At 67.4% G+C, this 19561-nt stretch carries 22 protein-coding genes; 8 read left to right on the plus strand and 14 right to left on the minus strand.

All coding sequences use genetic code 11. From position 1 onward, the window contains the following. Positions 1-70: 70 nt before the first annotated feature. Entirely contained in the window at positions 71-295 is a 225-nt protein-coding gene (locus WS51_RS07145) for a hypothetical protein (protein WP_059867949.1), read from the minus strand. Between the two features lie 255 nt (positions 296-550). Between WS51_RS07145 and WS51_RS07150 the strand changes: the two genes are divergently transcribed. From WS51_RS07150 to WS51_RS07160, 3 genes are all read left to right on the plus strand, one after another. Then, entirely contained in the window at positions 551-1495 is a 945-nt protein-coding gene (locus WS51_RS07150) for a metallophosphoesterase family protein (protein WP_069228860.1), read from the plus strand. A 35-nt stretch (positions 1496-1530) separates the two neighbouring features. After that, complete coding sequence (locus tag WS51_RS07155) at positions 1531-1872, plus strand: cupredoxin domain-containing protein (RefSeq protein WP_059449599.1); 342 nt, start codon at positions 1531-1533, stop codon at positions 1870-1872. A gap of 115 nt (positions 1873-1987) precedes the next feature. Next, positions 1988-3127, plus strand: a complete 1140-nt coding sequence (locus tag WS51_RS07160) for a patatin-like phospholipase family protein (RefSeq protein ID WP_059449598.1) — start codon at positions 1988-1990, stop codon at positions 3125-3127. A gap of 29 nt (positions 3128-3156) precedes the next feature. On the opposite strand, the gene WS51_RS07165 is transcribed toward WS51_RS07160, so the two are convergent. Then, complete coding sequence (locus WS51_RS07165; RefSeq protein ID WP_069228861.1) at positions 3157-3861, minus strand: SDR family oxidoreductase; 705 nt, start codon at positions 3859-3861, stop codon at positions 3157-3159. 121 nt (positions 3862-3982) lie between these two features. On the opposite strand from WS51_RS07165, the gene gcvA reads away from it, so the two are divergent. From gcvA to WS51_RS07180, 3 genes are all read left to right on the plus strand, one after another. Then, positions 3983-4882, plus strand: a complete 900-nt coding sequence (gene gcvA / locus WS51_RS07170; RefSeq protein ID WP_069228862.1) for a transcriptional regulator GcvA — start codon at positions 3983-3985, stop codon at positions 4880-4882. Between the two features lie 144 nt (positions 4883-5026). After that, on the plus strand, positions 5027-5335 hold the full coding sequence (locus WS51_RS07175; protein WP_059449595.1) for an ArsR/SmtB family transcription factor: 309 nt from the start codon (positions 5027-5029) through the stop codon (positions 5333-5335). A 72-nt stretch (positions 5336-5407) separates the two neighbouring features. Continuing rightward, a complete protein-coding gene (locus WS51_RS07180) occupies positions 5408-6469 on the plus strand; it encodes an alkene reductase (protein WP_059506756.1) in 1062 nt (353 codons plus the stop codon). A gap of 15 nt (positions 6470-6484) precedes the next feature. Here WS51_RS07180 and WS51_RS07185 read toward each other — a convergent pair whose 3' ends face one another. Further along, complete coding sequence (locus WS51_RS07185) at positions 6485-7012, minus strand: GNAT family N-acetyltransferase (protein ID WP_059506755.1); 528 nt, start codon at positions 7010-7012, stop codon at positions 6485-6487. Between the two features lie 83 nt (positions 7013-7095). On the opposite strand from WS51_RS07185, the gene WS51_RS07190 reads away from it, so the two are divergent. Then, a complete protein-coding gene (locus tag WS51_RS07190) occupies positions 7096-7707 on the plus strand; it encodes a LysE family translocator (protein ID WP_059769302.1) in 612 nt (203 codons plus the stop codon). A gap of 230 nt (positions 7708-7937) precedes the next feature. Here WS51_RS07190 and WS51_RS07195 read toward each other — a convergent pair whose 3' ends face one another. The 4 genes from WS51_RS07195 to WS51_RS07210 all read right to left on the minus strand — a co-directional run bounded on the left by WS51_RS07195 (position 7938) and on the right by WS51_RS07210 (position 10829). Next, the gene (locus WS51_RS07195; protein WP_059943300.1) at positions 7938-8162 is read right to left on the minus strand and encodes a hypothetical protein; all 225 of its coding nucleotides are present in this window, start codon (positions 8160-8162) and stop codon (positions 7938-7940) included. Between the two features lie 267 nt (positions 8163-8429). Beyond that, positions 8430-8633, minus strand: coding sequence for a cold-shock protein (locus WS51_RS07200; RefSeq protein ID WP_059449591.1), 204 nt, complete (start codon positions 8631-8633; stop codon positions 8430-8432). Positions 8634-9105: 472 nt separating this feature from the next. Beyond that, positions 9106-9534: a hypothetical protein gene (locus WS51_RS07205; protein ID WP_059769300.1), complete on the minus strand. Its 429-nt coding sequence runs from the start codon at positions 9532-9534 to the stop codon at positions 9106-9108. Positions 9535-9905: 371 nt separating this feature from the next. After that, a complete protein-coding gene (locus tag WS51_RS07210) occupies positions 9906-10829 on the minus strand; it encodes a phosphatidylinositol-specific phospholipase C (protein ID WP_155628442.1) in 924 nt (307 codons plus the stop codon). A 6-nt stretch (positions 10830-10835) separates the two neighbouring features. Between WS51_RS07210 and WS51_RS07215 the strand changes: the two genes are divergently transcribed. Next, entirely contained in the window at positions 10836-11858 is a 1023-nt protein-coding gene (locus WS51_RS07215; protein WP_059867951.1) for a LacI family DNA-binding transcriptional regulator, read from the plus strand. A 9-nt stretch (positions 11859-11867) separates the two neighbouring features. Here WS51_RS07215 and WS51_RS07220 read toward each other — a convergent pair whose 3' ends face one another. The 7 genes from WS51_RS07220 to WS51_RS07250 form a co-directional block, all read right to left on the minus strand. Then, the gene (locus WS51_RS07220) at positions 11868-12728 is read right to left on the minus strand and encodes a carbohydrate ABC transporter permease (RefSeq protein ID WP_059506778.1); all 861 of its coding nucleotides are present in this window, start codon (positions 12726-12728) and stop codon (positions 11868-11870) included. Beyond that, a complete protein-coding gene (locus WS51_RS07225) occupies positions 12725-13594 on the minus strand; it encodes a carbohydrate ABC transporter permease (protein ID WP_059544013.1) in 870 nt (289 codons plus the stop codon). The genes WS51_RS07220 and WS51_RS07225 overlap by 4 nt, the downstream gene beginning before the upstream one ends. Before the next feature lie 34 nt (positions 13595-13628). Continuing rightward, complete coding sequence (locus WS51_RS07230; RefSeq protein ID WP_059792903.1) at positions 13629-14867, minus strand: ABC transporter substrate-binding protein; 1239 nt, start codon at positions 14865-14867, stop codon at positions 13629-13631. A 190-nt stretch (positions 14868-15057) separates the two neighbouring features. Further along, entirely contained in the window at positions 15058-16266 is a 1209-nt protein-coding gene (locus tag WS51_RS07235; protein WP_059805662.1) for a porin, read from the minus strand. 177 nt (positions 16267-16443) lie between these two features. After that, a complete protein-coding gene (locus tag WS51_RS07240) occupies positions 16444-17382 on the minus strand; it encodes a helix-turn-helix domain-containing protein (protein ID WP_059449585.1) in 939 nt (312 codons plus the stop codon). Between the two features lie 61 nt (positions 17383-17443). Further along, complete coding sequence (locus WS51_RS07245; RefSeq protein ID WP_069228863.1) at positions 17444-18034, minus strand: DUF3156 family protein; 591 nt, start codon at positions 18032-18034, stop codon at positions 17444-17446. Then, positions 18031-19533 (minus strand): APC family permease, encoded by a 1503-nt coding sequence (locus tag WS51_RS07250; protein ID WP_059544020.1) that lies wholly within the window; start codon positions 19531-19533, stop codon positions 18031-18033. Before WS51_RS07250 ends, WS51_RS07245 begins: the two co-directional genes overlap by 4 nt. Between the last annotated feature and the right edge of the window lie 28 nt (positions 19534-19561).

Genomic DNA, 19561 nt, shown 5'->3' on the forward strand with positions numbered 1-19561 from the left:
TTGGTCGAATTGAAAATCGATGGGATCGGCCGCGCACTGCGCGACCGCGTATGGCATCGGCCGGCGCGGCTCAGAACATCTTGTGGAACGCCCGGTACCGTGCCGCCCACGGCGCGACGACGAGCAGCACGAACGGCAGGATCAGGCTGGCCCGGACCGGACCGTGATCCACGCTCGACTGGGCGCCGACGTGGACGATGCCGCTGGCAACGATCGGAAAGAACAGCGCGAGGCTGAGGGTGCGCGTGCTTCGACAACCCGCACGACTGATTTCCGTTGCCGCGAGATTCGGCATGAGGGGCTCCGGAGAGGTGATTCGGTGTCGCAGGCTATCGGGCGCACATGACGCAAACGTGACGTGTCACTTACAGGACATTGACAGGTCATCCGCGAGCGATCCGCCATCGCTGCGCAAGACGCGAACGGCCGCGTCCGGCCTCGCACGAAAGCGGGAATAAACACGTCGCCGCATCGGTATGGCACGTGAAGGCGCCGGCTACTTCCAGGACGATCCGGCCGTCCGGTTCCGTCATACGAATGCGAGGCTCACATGTCTTCATCGACTCCCACCCGCCCGTCGCGCCGCAAGGCCCTGCAATGCATGGCGTTCGGCGGCCTCGGCACGCTGTTTACGCTGTCGGGCGGCATCCTCACGCCGTTCGATCTCGCGCTCGCGCAAAGCGGCGCCGCACTCCCCGCGAACGCGGGCCGGCCGCTGTTCGTGCAGGTCAGCGACACGCACATCGGCTTCAACAAGGACGCGAATCCCGATGTCGCGGCCACGCTGCGGCAAACGATCGATCTGGTCAACGCAATGCCGGCCGCGCCCGCGCTCGCGATCCATACCGGCGACATCACGCATCTGTCCAAGGCGGAGGAATTCGACCACGCGTCGCAACTGCTGTCCGCGTTGCGCGTGTCCGAGCAGCATACGGTGCCCGGCGAGCACGACGTGACCGACGGCTCCGGCGCCGAATATTTCAGCCGGTTCGGCAAGGCGTCCGACAACCGCGGCTACTACAGCTTCGATCACGCGGGCGTGCATTTCGTCGCGCTCGTCAACGTGATGCATTTCAAGCCCAACGGTCTCGGCAGCTTCGGCGACGAACAACTCGCGTGGCTCGCGCAGGACCTGAAGGGGCAATCGTCGAGCACGCCGATCGTCGTGTTCTCGCACATGCCGATGTGGACCATCTACGAACCCTGGGGCTGGGGCACCGGCGACGCGCCGCAGACGATGGCGCTGCTGCGCCGCTTCGGCTCGGTCACCGTGCTGAACGGGCACATCCACCAGATCGTGTCGAAGGTCGAGGGCAACGTGACGTTCCACACCGCGCGCTCTACCGCGTTCCCGCAGCCGACCGCCGGCAACGGCCCGGGCCCTGTGCCGCTCACGGTGCCGCACGACCGGCTGCCCGCGATGCTCGGCGTGACGACCGTCGACTTCGCCGGCCATCCCGTCGCCGCGTCGCTGCACGACACGACGCTCGCCTGATCCCTCGCCTGATACTCATACGCAAGGAGACCGACATGACCTTCCTGAAACCGTCGACGCTGGCGGCCGCGCTGACCCTGTGCGCGGCCGCTGCCGGCACGCCGCCGGCCGCATTCGCGCAGAGCCCGGCCGGCCCGCTCGTGACGATCCGCAATTTCATGTTTTCGCCGATGTCGACCACGATCAAGGCCGGCACGACGGTCACGTGGAAAAATCTCGACGCGGAGCCGCACACCGTCGTCAACGACGCGGGCATCTTCCATTCGAAAGCGCTCGACCAGGACGAGACCTACTCGTTCCGTTTCGACAAGCCCGGGGTGTACAAGGTGTTCTGCGGGATTCATCCATACATGAAGGAGACCATCACCGTGGAATGACGCGGCGCGCCGCAAGGCCCGCGAACGTCCAGCCGCGCGGACGCCGCCCGACCATCGCCTACACTGGTTGCATCCGGCCGGCGCCCGCCGGCCGTCACCGACCACGAGGCAAGCGATGACGGCAAGTCAACCCGCACATCCGGCGCTGCCGGGCCAGGTTGTGCTCGTGCTCCAGGGCGGCGGCGCACTCGGCGCGTACCAGCTCGGCGTATTCGAGGCGATGGACGCGGCGGGCATCCAGCCCGACTGGGTCATCGGCACGTCGATCGGCGCGATCAACGCGGCGCTGATCGCCGGCAACGCGCCCGCCCATCGCGCGCAACGGATGGGCGAATTCTGGCGCCACGTCACCGAACGGCCCGCCGTGAACCTGCCGGGCTTGCCGACGAGCTGGGACAAGATCGGCTCGGAACTGGCCGTCATCGGCGCGGGCCTGCCGGGATTCTTCCGGCCGAATCCCGCCGCGTGGCTCGGGCCGCTTGCGCGAGTCGGCGTCGAGCGCGCGTCTTACTACGTGGTCGAGCCGCTGCGCGACACGCTTGCGTCGCTCGTCGACCTCGACCTCCTGAACGCGGGCCGGCCACGGCTGACCGTCGGCGCGGTCAATGCGTGCACGGGCACGATGCGCTATTTCGATTCGCGCGACCGGCCGCTCGGCATCGAGCATGTGATGAGTTCCGGCGCGCTGCCGCCCGCGTTCCCGGCCGTGCGGGTCGACGGCACGCCCTACTGGGACGGCGGCATCTATTCGAATACGCCCGTCGAGGTCGTGCTGGACGACGCACCGCGTCGCAGCTCGATCATCTTCTCGGTGCAGATGTGGAACCCGGTCGGGCCGGAGCCGCAAAGCATCTGGCAGGTGTCGGAGCGGCAGAAGGACATTCAGTACGCAAGCCGCACGGACAGCAACATCGCGCGGCAGCAGCAGATTCACCGGCTGCGCCACGTGATCCGCGAACTGGTCATGCGGCTGCCGGAGGCGGAACGCACGACGGCCGATGTGAAAGCGCTCGCCGCGTGGGGCTGCCAGACGACGATGCACGTGATCAAGCTCGCGGCACCGCGACTCGACGGCGACGATCAGTGGAAGGACATCGATTTCACACCCGCCGGTATCGCGGCCCGCCGGCAGGCCGGGTTCGACGCGACGATGCAGGCGATCGCCGCGCGGCCCTGGGATCTGCCGATGGATCCGACGGAAGGGCTCAGCGTCTGGAGTCCGGAAGAAAACCGGATCGGCGAGCGGCACAACTGACGCCGCGGCCGCCGTGCCGCGCGTTGCGCTTACAGTGCGCGCACGATCCCGCCGTCGACCCGAATGTTCTGCCCGGTGATGTAGCCGGCGCCTTCCGACAGCAGGAACGTCACCGTCTGCGCGATCTCCTGCGTCCTGCCGAAGCGGGCGACCGGAATGCGCCCGACGATCTCGGGCGTCTCCGGCCAGCTGTCGATGAAGCCGGGCAGCACCGAGTTGATGCGGATGTTGTCCTTCGCATACCGCTCGGCGTACAGGCGCGTGACGGAACTCAGCGCCGCGCGCAGCGCGGACGACACCGGCATCGCCTGCTCGGGTGCGTCGGCCGCGAAGCTCGAGATGTTGACCACCGCGCCGCCGCCCTGCTTCAGGAAGACGGGCGTCACCCGGCGCAGCACGCGAACGACGTTGAGCACGATCAGGTCGAGCCCCGCGTGCCAGTTGTCATCCTCGATTGCGAGCAGATCGCCCTTCGGCGGATGCCCGGTGTTGTTGACGACCGCATCGATGCGGCCGTACTTCGCGAGCGTGCCGCTCACGAAGCGCTCGATGTCGGCGTCTTCGGTGACGGAGCCCGCCATGCCGAAGCCGCCGAGTTCCCCGGCAAGCTCCGTCGCGCTGCCGGACGGCGACATCAGCGCGACGCGATAACCGCTGCTCGCCAGATCCCGCGCGATCGCGGCGCCCATGCCCTTGCCGGCCGCCGTCACCAATGCCACTTTCTCTACAGTCATGCTGTTCTCCCGGATAGGTCGGCTCAATGCCGCGATCTTCGTCCTGAAGCGCCACTGTAGGACTCTATAATCGCGTTGTCGAACGATGATTTCTCCACATACCCTATAGTTTTTCTACTGCATGAAGGCTCTGTCGCGTACCCGCCGGTTCCCGCCGCTCAATGCGCTTCGCGCGTTCGAGGCCGCCGCGCGCCACCTCAATTTCCGGCTGGCCGCCGACGAACTCGGCGTGACCCAGGGCGCGGTGGCGCAGCAGGTCAGGCATCTGGAGGACGTCGTGGAAATTCAACTGTTCCGGCGTCTGCCCAGAGGCCTGGCGCTGACGCGCGAAGGGCTCGAGTATTTTTCGTCGGTCCAGCGCGCGCTGCAGATCATCGCCGATGCCACGGACGCCCTCGGTCAGCGCCCCAGCGTCCTGACGGTCAGCACGACGCCATCGTTCGCGTCGAAGTGGCTGATCCCGCGCCTGTCGGACTTCGGCCGCCAGCACCCCGACATCGAGGTTCGCGTCATCGCCGACGAACGTCTTGCGTCGTTCCGCGCCGACGGCGTCGACATCGCGATCCGGCTCGGCAAGCGGCCGTTCCCGGCCGGCCTGTCCGCGCAGTTGCTGTTTCCGCTCGACATCTTCGCGGTCGCCAGCCCGGCACTGCTCGACGGCGCGCCGCCGATCCGCACACCGGCGGACTTGTCGACGCATGCGCTGTTGCACGACGCGCACGACCTGTGGCCCGAATTCATCGAGAAGCTCGGTGCAACGGGGCGGACCGATCCGACGAAAGGGCCGCGGTTCAGCCAGTCGCTGCTCGCCATCGACGCCGCCATCGCCGGTCAAGGCATCGCGCTGACCAGCGAGCCGCTCGTCGAACGCGATATCGCGGAAGGCCGGCTGCGCCGCGTGTTCGATTTTTCGTTTCCGATGTCGCTCGGGTTTTACGTCGTCTTTCCGCAAGCCAACGCCCATTCGGAAGCGCTGGAGGCCATGCGCCGCTGGCTGTTCGCCCAATACGCGGGCGCGTGACGCGCCGGTGCCCGAGCAGATCAACAACCCTACTCGCGTCAGTGCCTTCACACATATCGTATTTTTACGATATATGATTCGCCCATCGACGATACCCGTTCGCACCGGTTTTCCAGCAGCACGCCCCGAACACCACACCTTTCCATGCCGACCGAACTCGACATCGACGCGATCCTGAAAGCGCTTTCGAACCCCGTGCGCCGGGAAATCCTCGTCTGGCTGAAAACGCCGGGCGCGCATTTCCCGGAGCAGACGCTGCCGTATGACCACGGCGTCTGTGCCGGGCAGATCGACGCGCGCTGCGGGCTGTCGCAGTCGACCGTCTCCGCGCATCTGGCGACGTTGCAGCGCGCGGGCCTCGTGACGTCGACGCGGATCGGCCAGTGGGCGTTCTTCCGGCGCAACGAGGCCGTCATCGACGCATTTCTCGACGCCCTGCGCCGCGAACTCTGACCCAGGCCATGCGGGCCGCACGCCGCGCACGACGCGGCGGTCATCCCGCCTTTCTGAAGAGGTTTACCTGCCATGCCTACCCTGTTCGATCCCGTTACCCTCGGCGACCTGACCCTGCCGAACCGCGTCGTGATGGCGCCGCTCACCCGTGCCCGCGCCGGTAGCGCGCGCGTGCCCAACGACCTGATGGCCCGCTATTACGCCGAACGCGCGTCGGCCGGCCTGATCATCACCGAAGCGACCTCGGTCACGCCCCAAGGCGTCGGCTACGCGGACACGCCGGGCATCTGGTCCGACGAGCAGGTGGAAGGCTGGAAGCGCGTGACGCAGGCCGTGCACGCGGCCGGCGGCCGCATCGTGCTGCAGCTCTGGCACGTCGGCCGGATTTCGGATCCGATGTTCCTGAACGGGGACCTGCCGGTCGCGCCGAGCGCGATCGCCGCGGGCGGTCACGTGAGCCTGGTGCGCCCGCCGCGCCCGTACGTGACCCCGCGCGCGCTCGAACTCGATGAAATTCCGGGCATTGTCGCCGCGTACCGCAACGGTGCCGAGAACGCGAAGAAGGCCGGGTTCGACGGTGTCGAGATCCACGGCGCGAACGGCTACCTGCTCGACCAGTTCCTGCAGGACAGCACCAACCACCGCACGGACGCATACGGCGGCCCGATCGAGAACCGCGCGCGCCTGCTGCTCGAGGTGGTCGACGCGGCGATCGACGTCTGGGGCGCGGGCCGGGTCGGCGTGCATCTCGCGCCGCGCGGCGACGCGCATACGATGGGCGATTCCGATCCGGCCGCGACGTTCGGTTACGTCGCGCGCGAACTCGGCCGCCGCAAGATCGCGTTCATCTTCACGCGCGAATCGTATTCGGGCGACCATTTGAGCCCGCGTCTGAAGGAAGCGTTCGGCGGCCCGCTGATCGCGAACGAGCAGTTCACGCTCGAATCGGCGCAGGAAACGCTCGCGAGCGGCCAGGCCGACGCGATCGCGTGGGGCAAGCTGTTCATCGCGAACCCGGACCTGCCGCGCCGCCTCGAGCTCGGTGCGCCGTTGAACGAGCCGGTGCCGGAAACGTTCTACGCCAAGGGCGAAACGGGTTACACCGACTACCCGGCGCTCAGCGACGCGGCCTGACGGCCGGCCACACGCTCATGCGCGCACGTCCGCGCGCATGAACACGCGCTGCGTCTCGTCCAGACCGCGTGCAACGTGATGCGCGCGAATCGCGCGCAGCGTGTCGTCGAGCGATGCGTCGTCGATGATGTCGAAGCCGAGGCGCGCATAGTACGGCGCGTTCCACGGCGCATCGCGAAACGTCGACAGCACGACCTCCGCGATGCCGTCTTGCGCGGCGCGCGCCATGATCCGTTCGATCAGGCGCGCGCCGATCCGCTGGCCGGCGTGCGACGGCGCGACATCCAGCTCCTCCAGATAGAGCCGCCGCGCATCGAGCGGCCGGTAGAACGCAAAGCCCACGCACGTCCCCGCTTCGTCCGTCGCGACATACGCGCGACCGTCGTCGATGCGCATCCGCACGTCGGCCGCATCGGTCGGCTCGCCGTCGGCGATATCGGGCATGCCGATGTCGCGAAAGCGCTGGGCGGCGGCCACTTCCACGGCGGCCATCGCGGCCGCGTCTTCCCGCGTGGCGGGACGAATCCGGATCGATACTGTCATCACGACGAGGCAGACAAGCAGGAACGGCCGTCACTATAATCGAAACTTCATACGTTTCGAACGCCCTGCCCACGAGGTTTGCCATGTCGCTGTCCGCGCTCGCCGTGTTCGCCCTCGCCCTGCTCGTCACCGCCGGCACGCCCGGCCCGAGCGTCGCCGCGCTCGTCGCGCGCGTGCTGACGAACGGCGTGCGCGACGTGCTGCCGTTCCTCGCCGCGATGTGGATCGGCGAGGCGCTGTGGCTGACGTGCGCGGTTGCTGGCCTCGCCGTCGTCGCGCATACGTTCGCGGCCGGATTCTTCATCCTGAAGCTCGCCGGTGCCGCCTACCTGTTGTTCCTCGCATGGAGGATGTGGGCCGCTCCGGCCGATTCGCCGACAGAGGATATTCCGCGCGGCCGCTCCGGTTGGCGCATGTTCATGGCCGGCGCGTTAGTGACCCTTGGGAATCCGAAGATCGTTCTCTTCTACCTTGCGCTGCTGCCCACCATCGTCGACCTCACGCACGTCAATGTGATTGGCTGGGCCGAGCTCGTCGGTACGATGCTGGCCGTGCTGATCACCGCCGATTGCGCGTGGGCGTTCGTCGCAACGCGCGTACGTAAATTCATCCTCACGCGGCGCGCGATCAAGATCGCGAACCGCACGAGCGCCGCCGCAATGGCGGGCGCCGCCGTGGTCATCGCCACGCGGTAATCCACCACGGCAAAGAAACCGAAGGGCAAGGTCTACAGCCGCTTCCGTTGTTCCGACGCGAAGTGGGCTGCGGCGCAGCAGCGTCGAACGGCGTCGATGGTCCTCGTCAGCAAAATGCAGCGGACGGATCGGTCGTTCTCCAAAAGAAGAATCGTCTTCGCGATCAGCCTGGCTGCCGGGCGATAATGGCCGAGGCGCGTCGACTTCCATGAAGCGACCGGATGTTGCCCTTAACCGCGCGTATCGACCCAGTGACGTGCCCAGCGAGCCGAGTGCTGCAACGCCTGCTTTTCACTCGTGAAATAGTCGAGCGAATAGAACTGATAGCGGCGCTCATCGCCTGGGCTGCCAGTGCGTTCGATCAGCAAGTTGGATGAAAAACTACCGTCCGGCAATCGATGTGCCGAGGGTTGGACGGCATAGCCGTTGTACTGTTGAATTCGTTTGTGTTGCATTTTAATTTTAATGATCGTCGTGTGCGCACGTGCCTGCGAAAGGTGCACCGGTCCAAAGCCATTGCGAGCTGAATCCGAAGCAGTCGGGGAACGCAGAAGAGACACCGCTGGCAGAGCGGGGAGTGACGTGAGCGAGGTATGCGGCGCGCGGAAAGCTGCAGAACTAGCTTATGCAGCTAAAGCGATCGCGCCGACTTGCGCAGACAACGCTCCGGGAGCGTGTCGCTGCAGCCCGGCATCCGTCGCGGATGCCCGGGCGCTTCAAACTTACAGAGGCTTGATGTTGGCCGCTTGCAGGCCCTTCGGGCCTTGCTTCGTTTCGAAGCTCACCTTTTGATTTTCAGCGAGCGTCTTGAAGCCGTCAGCCCGGATTTCGGAGAAGTGCGCGAAAAGATCATCGCCACCGTTGTCCGGAGCGATGAAGCCAAAACCTTTGCTGTCGTTGAACCACTTAACGATACCGGTATCCATGATGAATCCTTGAGTTAGAAATACGAAGTTTGCTCTGTTGAAGAGCGCATGAAGCGTCAAGGAGGGAAAGGACAACGAATACCGCCGGGGGGAGCGAGAAATTGATGAGCAACAATCGGACTTCTTGGAACTTCGGAGCGAACACTAACGTGCCGACGGCCGCAGAGTCAATGACAATCTTGTAACTGTGTCGCCCGCCAGCGCGTTTTCGAGGCCGAGGCGATATGGCACGGCCCATTGCCCACGCATCGTGCTGAGTAGAAGCATTCGACCCCGTGTCTCCGTCGCGGCAGCGCGCGCACTGTATCGGCTCATTTCGGCAATGGCCTGATTGCCACTCCCGAGTCGCCTTTGCGGGTTGTGGGCTTGCCTTTCCGCAACCCGACACGTGCGCACGCGCATCCGCACGACGTCCTCGTCGTTATGAGACCGGGCGGACCGCCACGCCCGCCCGTCGGCGCATCACGGCGCGTTACGGTGTCCCGGCGCTGCAGCAATACGCGAGCAGGAACGTCGCGGTGCCGGGGTCGCCCTGGACGATCGCGCGCATGTCGCCGTTCAGCTTCGCCATCGCCGCCGTCACGTAATCCGGCGCGGGCAGCTTCGCGGTATTGAAGTCGTGTACCGCGAGCGCGACCGGCTTGTTGTCCTTCGTCTTCGGCGAAGCCAGCGCGCGGTCTTCCGCCGCGAAGCGCTGCTCGCGCGTGGCGACGGCACCGACCTGCCCCGCGCAATAGCCGTGCGTTCCCGACATGATGTGAATCGTGTGACCGTCACCGCTCAATCCGGACGCGATGGTGTTCAATGCCGCTGCGACGTCCCTGACGTTGCACGGGCCGTGAAAGCCCCAGATCTGCACCGCGTTCGGGGTGTCCTTCGTGATGTTGACGAGCGTTGCCATGACCTCTCTCCTTGCAGTCCTGCGTCGTGGACCGTTCGCGGCAAAGCCGTGCCGCTTTCCACGACGACGTTCATGGGCCGGCGCGATGCCGGGCACACGGTGCCGGCCGCCGCCCGCCGAGTCGGGGAACGTCCGGACATCCGCGACGGACTCGATCGAACCGCGCCTGCCACGGACGGCTCAACCTTATCCACCGGCCTCGATTCGCAACATGGACCGCTCGTCACACATTCGGCAACGTGCCGATCTTCACGGGAAGCGGGAATCCGGGCACGCACCGCGCAGAGGCTGACGCAGGCAGGCCGCGCGTCGACATCAACACGCAGGATTCCGATCGTGCGACCTCCACCACGCGGCTGCCCTTCCCGTCTTCACCCGCACCCGGCCAGCCGACGCCCGTTACCCGCCTCGGGCACGTGATCGTTGCACTCGATCAGCGCGCGCACCAGCGCCCAGTCATCGTCGTCGCAGAAGTCGAGCAGCATCGCGCCATACGAGCCACGTTGCGCGCGCAACCGTTGCGCGAGCCGCGCGTGAATGCCCTGCACCCTGCCGTCGCCGCGCGCGACCACCGACGGATTCGCGCCCATTCCCGTACCGCTGCTGAAATTGATCGCCCAGCGGCCGCTGTCCGGTGACGGCATGCCGGTCAGCAGCGCATCGATCACGCGCCACTTGTAGTGGATCGACCCGGCAACGGGCACGCGGTATTCGTCCTGGATCACGAACGCCGCATCCGGATGATCGATCGTGAACGTCGCGTTGTCGGGCCACGCGGTCAGGTCGATGCCCAGCGGCCGGCTGCTGCGGAATCGCCGCAACAACACCACCGCGCCGCGCACGTCGCCGAGCGCCGGCAGCGCGCCGCCCGCATGCCAGCGCAACCGCGGGTGCCGCGCCCGATGCGCATCGAACGTCGCGTCGAAGCTGCGCGTGCACGCGTGCGCGGGCCATTCGTCCTTCACCGACATCACGATGCACTCGCGCGGATGCGCATCGAGAAAACGCGTGCAGTCCGCGAGCACGTCGTCGAACGACATGCCGAGCGCGATGCCGCCGTGATGGATATCGAACGCATCGCATCGGTGCCGGCAGCGGATGTCGAGCAGCCGCACACCGTGCGCGAGCTGCTCGGCGAGCGGCGCGCGCTGCGTGCGCACGAGCGGATCGTCGACCGTATACGCACAGGTGTCATGGCTGCCCGGTAGGGTCAGCGTATGCAACGGCCGCGCGTCGTCGAGCGCCGACATCCAGTCGGCCAGCGGCGTGGAAGCTTCGTGTCGCGAAGGAATCATGAATCGATGACTGACAAGGAAAGAAAAACGTGGGTGACCGCATCGGATGTCGCCGTGCGGGCCGGCGTGTCGCGCTCCGCGGTGTCGCGCGCGTTCTCGCCGACGGCGAGCATCGCACCCGAAACACGCGAGCGCGTGATGGTGGCCGCGCGTGCGCTGGGCTATCAGGTCAACCTGATCGCGCGCGACATGATCACGCAGCGCAGCAGCATGATCGGTGTCGTGACGGCCGGGTTCGAGAATCCGTTCCGCGCGCGGCTGCTGGCCGACCTGATGGCGGTGCTCGGTCAGCGGGCGTTCACGCCGCTCGTCACCAATGCGGACGATCCGCACCAGGTCCGGCAATCGCTCGAACGCCTGCTCAGCTACCGGATCGCGGGCCTCGTGATGACGTCCGCGTCGCCGCCGCTGTCGGTCGCGCGGCAGTATCTCGATCATCGGATTCCCGTCGTGATGATCAATCGCGAAGCGAACCTGCCGGGCGCGGATGTCGTCATCAGCGACAACGCGGCGGGCGCGGCCCACGCCGCGCAACGACTCGTGCGCGCCGGCGCGCGCCGGCTCGCGTTCGTCGGGCCGCGTAGCGCGAGCTACAGCGCGCGCGCCCGGTCGGACGCGTTCGAGCAGGCACTGCAACGCGGCGACGCGTTCGATGCGACGCTCGCCCGCATGATCGATACGCGCTCCGACACGCATGCGTGCGGCATCGACGCCGCACGGCAATTGTTCGCGTCCGGCGAGCGCCCGGACGGCGTGTTCTGCTCGTCCGACCTGCTCGCACTCGGCGTGATCGACGCCGCCCGCGGCACATTCGGCTTGCGCGTGCCCGACGAGCTGCGCGTGATCGGCTTCGACGACATCCCCGCCGCCGAATACGACGCCTATCGGCTCACGACGCTGCGCCAGGACACGCACGGCCTCGCGCATGCGGCCGTCGATCTGCTCGCCGACCGGATCCAGACGTTCGACGGCGCATCGCGCATGCGCGTCGTGCCGGTTACGCACGTGGTCCGGCACAGCTGCGCGTAACGCGCCGCGTCACTTGAGCCCGCCTGCGAAGCCGCGCAGCAGGTAGCGCTGCACGTAGCCGGCGACGGCAAGCGTCGGCAACGACGCCAGCAACCCCGCGCTCATCAGGTCGCCCCAGTCGATGCCGTTCTCCGTCACGTAGCCGGCAATCGCGAGCGGCAGCGTGAAGCGGCTCGGCGTCGACACGAACAGCAACGCAATCAGGAACTCGTTCCACGCGGCGATGAACACGAAGATCGCGGTCGCGATCAATCCTGGCGCGCACAGGGGCAGCACGATCTGTACGAGCCGCCGCGCGAGCCCCGCCCCGTCGATGCACGCGGCCTCCTCGTATTCGATCGGCACGTCGCGCACGAACGCGAGCAGCATCCAGATCGCCATCGGCAACGCGTAGATCTGGTAAGCGAGCATCAGCCCGAGTGTCGAATCGAGCAGATGCAGCCGCTTCGCGAGCGCGAACAGCGGCACCGCGATCGTGATCGGCGGCATCAGCTTCAATGCGAGCACGAGCATCAGGAATAACACGTCCAGCCGCGCCGGAAACCGCAGCCGCACGAGCGCATACGCGGCCGGAAATGCGAGCGTCAGCGCAAGCAGCGTCGTGCCGAACCCGACCACGAGCGAATTGGCGAGCGGCGCGCCGATGCCGTTCGACCACACCGACGCGAAATGCTCGAGCGTCGGCGCGGCCGGCACGATCCGCAATGGGTGATCGAGGCGTTCGAGCGTCGGCATGAACGCCGCGCCGGCCATCCACAGACACGGCAGCAGCAACAGCGCGAGTGCGGCGACGCGCAGAATCCACGGCACCGCGCGGCCGAATGCAGCGCCGGCCCGCGCGTGCGCGAAGCCTGTGGATCGCGCCGTCATGCGCGCCGCTTGCGAACCGTCTGCCATACGTACCCCGAAACGAGCAGCGCGGACGCCGCGAGCATCAGCACCGACGCGGCACTCGCCGGCCCGACGTTGAAGAAGCGGAAGCCCGTGTCGTAGATGTAGGTCGACAGCGTCTGCGTCGCGTTGCCGGGGCCGCCGCCCGTCAGCGCATAGACCTTGTCGAACAGCTTGAACGTATCGATCGAGCGCAGCAGCAGCGCGAGGCCGATCTGCGGCGCCGCGAGCGGCAGCGTGACGTCGCGCAGGCACTGCCACTCGCTCGCGCCGTCGGTGCGCGCGGCTTCGTACAGTTCCTGCGGAATGGATTGCAGCCCGGCCAGCACGATCAGGAACGCCATCGGCGTCCATTGCCACACGTCGACGAGCGCGAGCGACCACAGCGCGAGATGCGGATCGGACAGCCAGCGCACGCCTTCGACGCCGAATGCGGCGAGCAGCGCGTTGAGGAAGCCGTCGAAATTCAGCCAGTTGCGCCAGATCGCCGAGCACACGAGCGTGGACAGCATCATCGGCAGGATCGCGAGCGGCAACGCGATGCGCCGCCCCGGAAACGCGCGCACGAACAGCAGCGCGAGCCCGAAGCCGAGCGCGACTTCGACGAGCGACGCTGCGATCGTGAAGCGCAGCGTGTTGCCGAAGCCGGCCGCGAATGCGTCGTCGCCGAGCACCGCGCGATAGTTCGCGAGCCCCGCGAATGCGCGACGGCCTGCCGTGTAGTCGACCCGGCAGAACGAGTCGATCAGTACCTGCGCGACGGGGTACAGCGCGAGCGCGGCCAGCACCAGGAGCGCCGGCCCGAGCAACGCGACGAACGGCAGGCTACGGCCGAAGGCTTTCATGCGCGGATTCCGGACGATACGTGGCGGCTGGCCGTCACTTGCCGGCCGCGGCCATCGCCTGCGCGATCTTCTGTTGCGCCTGGCGCAGCGCGGCGTCGGGCGCGGCCTGCCCGGTCAGCGCGAGCTGCAGCTGGTCGCCGAGAATGCTCTCGACCTGCTGCCAGTCCTTCACGCGCGGACGCGCACGGCCGGCCTCGAGCGCCTTCAGCTGATCGGGATACCAGCGGTACTGGCGCACCAGGGCCGGATCGGCGAACACGCTGCGGCGCGTCGGCGGAATGCCGATCCCGGCGAGGCGCGTTTGCGTGTCGCGCGAACTCAGGTAGGCCAGGAAGTCCTGCGCGAGCTTCGCGTGCGGCGCATCCTTCGGAATGCCCATCTGCCAGATGCCGAGCATCGGCGCAGGGCCCGCCGTCTGCCCCGGCGGCGGCTGCAGCGCGATCTGCCCGACCACGCGCGACTGCTTCGGATCGTCGAGCGCCGGAATCCACGCCGGCCACACCTCGATCGACTGCGCGGCCGTGCCGCGCTGCAGCGCATCGCGCACTTCGGCGGCGCCGTACACGTCGACGTCCTTCGGCGCGGCAGCCTTCAGCGCGAGAAAGGTCTTCAGCGCGGCCTGCGACTCGCGCGAATCGATCGTCACGTTGCCGGCACGGTCGAACACGTCACCGCCATACGCCCACAGGATCGGCAGGAAGCCCGTCACGACCGGGTTGCCCTTGGTGCCGCGGAACACGACGCCCGACACGCTCTTGTCCGCGCCGCCGACGGTCTGCGCGATCTTCAGCACGTCGTCCCAGTTGCGCGGCGGCTGCAGCTTGTATTTGGCAAGCAGATCCTTCCGGTACGCGAACATCTCGACGTTGCCGACGATCGGCAGCGCGTACAACGCGCCCGCCGCGTTGCGGCCGAGCGCGAGCGCCGACGGCACCAGATCGGCGTCCGCGAGCGAGGCCGGCAGCGGCTTCAGCCAGCCGTTGCCGATGAATTCGGGCGCCCACGTATCGTCCATCATCACGAGGTCGTACGTGCCGGTGCCTTCGCGCATCGACAGTTTCAGCTTCTGGTACAGGTTCGCGTTCGGCAGCTTGAGCAGCTCGATGTCGGTGCCCGGATGCAGCTTGATGAAGCCGGCGACGGCGTCGGCGAGCCCCTTGCCATAGATGTCGTCGCGGCCCGCGATGACGAGATCCGCCGCGAAGGCGTGCGAGGCGGCAACGGACAGCGCAACGGCGGCAGACAGCGCGCGCAGGCGGCTCAGCAGGGTCATGTGGTCTCTCTCGATCGACGTGGTGGCTGGTCGGCCTTCGCATTGCACACGTGTGCAACGCGAGGCGTCGCTTCGGGCGCTCCGAAGCGAACGCCATTGTTCACGTCGATCGTTAAGAATTTGTGGCACGCGGCGCACCCGGCCGGCCATCGCAGCCGGCCGCTCCGACCGCGTCGCCACATGCGCGCCGTCAGAAATTCACGCGAATCCCGGCCATCACCGCGAGCTGCCGGCTGGAATTGCTGTTGGCGAGCACCGGAATCTGCGCGTAGTTCACCGCATTTCCATTGGCATCGCTGCCGAGCCCCGTGCCACTCGCGATCTGGCCGATCGCGACCGCGTACAGCGCCGTGCGCTTCGACAGGCTGTAGTTCGTGCCGACGTTGATCTGATGGAAGCGCGTCGTGCCGCGCCCGTCCGTATGCGCGGCATTGAAGATGTACGCGACGCCACCCTGCAGCGCGGGCGTGAACATGTACGTAACGTTCAGCTCGCCGATGTCGAACGTGAACGCCTGCTTGCGTGGCTGCGCGTCGGTCGAGAAATAGCGGCTGTCGCCGAGGCGCGTGTGCGTGTAGGTCAGCGCGACCGTCGCCGCGCCGAGCGTCACCGAGCCGCCGGCGCCGAACGCGCGCATCGAGCCTGCGTCCTGGAGCAGGCAGTACATCGCGCCCGGATTGCTGCACGCGAAGTCGCCGATGTAGCCGCTCGCGCCGCCAAGTGCCGCGTCGAGCGGTTGATGCAGGTCGAGATAACCGACCGAGAACGCGACCGGCGCACGCGTGTAGGTCGCGGCGACCGCATAGCCGCGCTTCGCGGAAAAGTCGCCGGCCTGCCCGCCGAAGCTGAACGTGCCGCCGAACGTGAGGCCGTTGAAGTCCGCGCTGGTGAACTTCACCGCGTTGTTGAAGTTGAACGCGGCATTGAGGTTGTCGACGTCGCCGAGATGCGAGCCGTACGGCGTCGCCCAGTTGTTGCTCGATACATAAGCGCCGAGCATGTCGGTGTACGAATCGTATTGCCGGCCGAGGCCGAGCGTGCCGATCGAATCCTGGCGCAGCCCGACCCACGCCTGCCGGCTGAACGCGGTGCCGCCCTGCAGTGCCTGCCCGTTCGCGGACAGGAATTGCTGCTCGAGCGAAAACACCGCGTCGAGCCCGCCGCCGAGCGGCTCGGCGCCCTGGAATCCGAAGCGGGACGGCACGAGGTTGCCGCCGCCCATCTGCCACGCATGGCCGCTGCCCGTGCTGCCGTCGGCGCGCGTGAATTGCTGGTTCGTCGAATAGATGATGCCGGTGTCAACGGTGCCGTACAGCGTCACGCTGCCGGAGGTTTGCGCATGTGCGTGCATGCAACCCAGCGTGGCCGCGGCCGCCGCCAGTCTTCGTCCGATCTTCATGTCCCGCCCCTCTGATGTCATCGATTCGCAGTGCAGATCGATGGTGTTGTCGATATGGGTGACAGGACTCTATCCAGCGAAAATTCCGGACCTCTATCCCAAATCAGCAAACCGTGCAGCAAGCGGACGACATGCGGCAGCGCGCGTCGGCAGTCGCACCGGCGCGGTGCGCGAACGTCATTCGGGACGCAACGTTTGCGACGGCAGCTCGCCGAACAGGTCGCGATACTCGCGTGCGAAATAACCGAGATGGGTGAAGCCCCAGCTTGCGGCGGCCTCGCCGACGCCGAGCTGCTGTGCCGAGGTCGTGCGCAGCAGGCGCCGCACCGCGTTCAGCCGAATCGTGCGCAGATAGCCGACGGGCGTGACGTCGGCGACACGCTGGAAGCTCGTCTGAAGCGTGCGGCGGCTGCAGCGCAGCGCGCGGCACAATTCGAGCACGGTGACGGGTTCCTCGGGCCGCTCGCGCAGGTGTTTCTCGCAACGGCTGACGATATCGCTGTAGGTCGCGTGCGTGATGTCGCGGCGCTCGACACCGATGCCCTGGTCGAGCGCATCGAGGAACATGCCGAGCATCGCGTCGCGGAACATCTTGCGCGTGGCTGCGTATTCGAGGCAGCCGGGGTTGCGCTGCGCATCGTCGATCAGCGACGACAGTCGCGCGCCGAGCGCGACGCCTTGCGCGTCCGACAGCCGCGTGACGTGCCGCAGCTTGCGCACGCCGGCCGCGCCGAACTCCGCTTCGCAGAGCTCGTCGATCATGTCCGACGCGGCGCTGATCCCGACGAGGCCCATCCCTTCCGGCGTATGGAATTCGAAATCCTCGCCGGCGTGCAGCGCGAGCAGCGCATAGCCGTCGACCGGCTGGCCCTGGAACGTGCCGGCGAGCGGCAGCGATAGCGGCACCGCGAGCGACGTGCGCCCGGCCGGCGCGACGCCGGTTTGCGCGACTCGCCGGTTGGTCGTCTCGCGGAAGAAGTGGAAGTCGTCGTACAGGACCTGCGTGACGGTGCCTCTGAACCGGCCCGGCGTCATCTGGCGGTAGACCTGATGCCAACCCGCGATCGCGAGCCCGTGGTCGTGCACGTCTTCGTGTGAGCGTGACTCGAACAGCATCGGCATCTCCGGTGAAACCCTGAATCCACATTGCGCGCGCAACGGCGCGCAACGGCACAGCTTACCCGCGCAAAATTCCGCGCAGTGCAGTTTCGAACGCGAGGCAGGCCGCCGACAGCGCGCTGGCCTGCTCGCCGGTCAAGCGGACATAACGGCGAAACGACGGCATCCGGTTCACGACCTCGCTGCCGCCGAACGGCACGACGGCGAGCGTCCAGCGCCCGTCGCGGGCGGCGATCGTGCAGTCGGTCAGATGCAGCGGGCGCAGCGCGCCGGCAAGGGCCGAATCGGCGACGAGCGCGGCCACCGCCCGCACGAATGCGGGGTCGCAGCCGGGCGCGGGCGCGGCCGCGATGCCGGCGCGCCGCAGCCAGCCGGTCTGCAGCAAGCGCGCATGACCTTCTCCGGCCGGGCCGGCCGTGTTGACCGACACCCGCACGTTGACCGTGTGCATCAGGAACTGGCGATCGACGCGTTCGTCGATGCTCACGCGCGCGCCGTTCGGCAGGCGGGCCCGGGTCTCGGCAGCGCCGCCGTTCGCATCGCGTACCGCGCCGAGGTCCGCCAGCACGCACGCGGCGACGGCGCCCGGCCGATGGCCGGGCGGCGGTGCGTCGGGCGCCGTGCGCCACCGGGCGAAGGCGAGCCTCACGATGCGACGTGCTCGTTGCGCAGCACTTCCTCGACCGGCACCGCTTTGAACGGGTGCCGGCGCTGCACGACGACCGTCCAGAACAGCGCGTACAGCGCGGTGAGCCCGAGCATCGCGCCGAACGGCACGTAGATGTCGCGCGCGTTCATGCCGGGCGGCGTGATGTACCAGATCGCGAGCACGATGCCGACGCTCGACACGATCTGCGGCAGCGGAAACAGCGGCGAGCGATATGGGCGCGGCAGGTCCGGGCGACGGATGCGCAGCATCACGACCGACGCGGTGACGAGCAGATACGCGGTGCCCCATGCGCAGGTCGCGGCGAGCACGAGGTGCAGGATGCTGTCGAGGTTGCCGTTGATCAGCCACGCATGGAAGATCGGCACGATCGCCGACGCGACGATGCCGACCACCGGCGTCTTGAAGCGCGGATGCAGATACGCGAAGCAGCGCGGCAGCGCACCGTCGATCGCCATCCCGTACAGGATGCGCGGCAGCCCGGCCATCAGCGTGTTGATCGTCGCGGCGCCCGCGCACAGGAACGCGATGCCGAACCACACGCGGCCAAAGGGCCCGAGCACCTGCAGCGCGAACGCGGGAATCGCGCCGGGCGTGTCGAGCAGATGCGTGAGGCCGTCGGCGCTCACCGGCACGTTCGCGACCTGGCGCCGGATCGCCGCGCCGTACAGGAACATGCAGATCGCGACGCCGACGAGGCCGAGCGCCATCGCGCGCGGGATCGTGCGGCCCGGCGCCTTCATTTCCGGCGCGAGCGGCGTGACGAATTCGCAGCCGACGAACATGAACATCGCCATCCCGACCAGCGACAGCACGGCCGGCACCGACGTGCCGACTTCCGAGCCGCCGAACCAGCCGTCGAGATGCACGGCCGGCGCGGCGGCGAGCCCGAGGATGCCGAAGATCATCAGCGACAGCCACATGCCGGCCGTCAGCACGATCTCGAGCTTGCTGAACACCTTGATGCCGATGATGTTGGTGATCGCGAACGTGACGACGAGCCCGACGCCGACGAGCCACGAACTGTTGTGCTTCTCGAACGCGGCGTTCAGCGACTCGAAATTCACGAGCGCCATGATGCCGCTGAGAATCGTCTCCGCCGTGCCGGCGAACACGTGCACGAGGAAATACGCGGAAATCGTGCCGGTGATCGCCCAGAAGCGGCCGAGCCCGCACGACAGGTAATCGTAAACCGAGCCGGCGGTCGGCAGCATCGCGGCGGCTTCGGAGAAGGTCGTCGCCTGCGCCTGCATCATCACGAACGCGATGATCATCGCGACCGCGAACGCCCAGCCGCCCATGCCGAAGCCGGACGTCGCGGTGAGGATCACCGGGCTCGCCATGATGAGGCCGACGGCGCTCGCCAGCGCGGTCGGAAAACCGACCGCGCCCGCCTTCAGCACCGTGCCGCCGCCTGCTTCAGCCGACGCACCGGCGGGCGTATCGCCCGAGGCGCCGGTCACTCCAGACCATCCCGACATCTTCGTCTCCTTCCCTGTTTCAGGCCGT

Source organism: Burkholderia territorii, from assembly GCF_001718335.1.
Taxonomy (GTDB): Bacteria; Pseudomonadota; Gammaproteobacteria; order Burkholderiales; family Burkholderiaceae; genus Burkholderia; species Burkholderia territorii.